3 protein-coding genes are annotated in these 1,985 nt (G+C 47.2%); all 3 read right to left on the bottom strand.

Going from position 1 to position 1,985, the window contains the following annotated elements:
* The coding region (locus tag LN995_RS22270; RefSeq protein WP_449581411.1) for a hypothetical protein at positions 1 to 224 on the bottom strand (224 nt) is incomplete at its 3' end.
* 69 nt (positions 225 to 293) lie between these two features.
* Positions 294 to 596, bottom strand: coding sequence for a hypothetical protein (locus LN995_RS21520; protein ID WP_229963156.1), 303 nt, complete (start codon positions 594 to 596; stop codon positions 294 to 296).
* A 1,154-nt stretch (positions 597 to 1,750) separates the two neighbouring features.
* The coding region (locus tag LN995_RS21515; protein ID WP_317206990.1) for a DinB family protein at positions 1,751 to 1,985 on the bottom strand (235 nt) is incomplete at its 5' end.

Genomic DNA, 1,985 nt, shown 5'->3' with positions numbered 1-1,985 from the left:
AGCGCACCAAGGCGGGGCTGGAGGCGGCCAAGGCCAGGGGCAGAAAGGGAGGCAGGCCAGCAGGCCTTTCCAAGGCGGCCATGGAAAAGGCCAAGACGGCTAAGGTGCTCTTCGACTCCGGCACCAGGACCGTGGAGGAGATAGCCGGTATACTGGGTATAGGAAGAGCCACCTGTTACCGCTACATTGACTGCGCTAATGAGAGGAGCAGTTGAGGCAGTCAAAAAACAAGCCCTGTAGAACAGAGGCACTCTCAGCAGCAGCAACACCAGCAACAAGGGCAAGAACAGGCTTTACGCTTGGTTGCCGTGTAGGCAGTATGTTGAAGTAAGACAATGCACCGGTTGCTGCAAAATCACCCAATACAGCACCTGTAGCCAATGTTTCCCTGATCTGGAATACCTTGCAAAGCTGCCGCCGCCTTTCTGGGACACGTTGTTGCTCTGTTGTTGCTGCTCTGTCTCAGCTACAGTGGTAACTTTTTTCAATCCTTCGGCCGTTCCTGAGATGCACTTGACCCCGGCCGACTGCAGAGGAGCTGTTGTTCCTTCCACGGGTAGAAGAAACTTTACTGGTGCAGCTGTAGCCCCTTGCATCTAGAAGAGAGCGGTGCCTGCCCCGCTGCATTCTTTTACAAAACTGCTTTCTGCAGACAAGTTGTATGCGCCGGGACAGTGTCTTAATTTGTAACATTCCTGGCTTCGGTGGCAGTGCCCGTATGGGTATGCGTGTGGGTACGGTGGGTAGTAAGGGGTACCCCCTGAAAATTGATCAAAAAATCAGAAAATATGCACTAATCTTTATTTATAGCCAACAGAGGTTGTTTTTTCAGTGCGTATCGTGCTAAAGAGTACCCTTTTGATTATGCACTGAGCGCCTGCGCTATGTACTGACTCTGTGCATAGCGCTCACACCTTCCTTGAACATGCACTGCATGTGCACTGGGTATGCACTGATTTATATGCTTTATTTCTCTTTATTTGAAGATTAGTGCATAAGTGCATAAAAAAGAGGGGTACCTATCTTGTAGCGTAGAGAAAGATAAGGTAAACACAGCTAAATGACAACTGTTATGGTACTTTTGCGGCAATTGTGCCTCCCCTAAACAGGGTCTAAAGCTAGCAAGGCATTAAAATGAAACCTAAAAGCATGGCTTTAGCATCGGAAGCCTGTCCTCCCTGGTAATCACGACACCAACAACAGGCTGTGCAGTATAGGCAGCTTATATTGAAGCAGGGGATACATTCATTGTTGTAAAATCACGCTAAGAGTTAACTTCTGTCTGTTCTAAAGTGCCTTACAAAGCTGCTACTATCTTTGTGGAACACGTTGTTGCAACGTTGTTGGTGGTGATATTGATCTTGCTGAACCTCAACTATAGTTATAATTTTATCTTTTCATCCTTGAAAAACGGTCTTTTCCTGATACGGCCTGTTTCAGGACAAGACAGGGAGTTGACGTATAGAGTTAAACAGGTAGTTGTACTGCTTTATGGTCTTAACTATTCCATGGCATCTGCTGCTAACAAAGAATTCAATCGAGAAGGTAGATGTATGACTTGATTGATGAGCTTAACTTTAGTATATCCACTGAATCTTTACCTATCAACGTTATGAATAATATTCTGAATTAGGAGTAACAGCTTTTAAAACTATGGCAAGCTTCTAACCAAAGGGCTACAAGTACTACAGGGTGATGCTGAAAGCAGGGCAGGAGCTGCCAATTTCAAGACAGCTCCTGCTTCTGTTATCTACAAGCCTTGCTCGTCGGCACTTGGTCCGTAGCTACCCGGAATAGGGATTCCTAACAGCCGCAGGTACAAGCCAAGCTGTGCCCTGTGATGGATTGTTTGCGCCAGCGCATGGCGGATGGTTTCATACTTCGACAGGGTCATGTACACAACAGCACCGCTACGCAACGTCCAAGGCTCTTCCAGCTGCTCTTCTGTTGCCTGCTCATATGTCGGCTCCCCAACTTTAGAACTA

Origin of the sequence: Pontibacter silvestris, from assembly GCF_020907275.1 — a bacterium.
GTDB classification, from domain to species: domain Bacteria; phylum Bacteroidota; class Bacteroidia; order Cytophagales; family Hymenobacteraceae; genus Pontibacter; species Pontibacter silvestris.
Note: the sequence above shows the minus strand (reverse complement) of the source record. Positions and strands in the feature narration are given on the sequence as shown.

Bases quoted from the DNA above. Each gene is read 5' to 3' on its own strand.
- LN995_RS21520 (WP_229963156.1), bottom strand. From the start codon at position 596: ATGCAAGGGGCTACAGCTGCACCAGTAAAGTTTCTTCTACCCGTGGAA.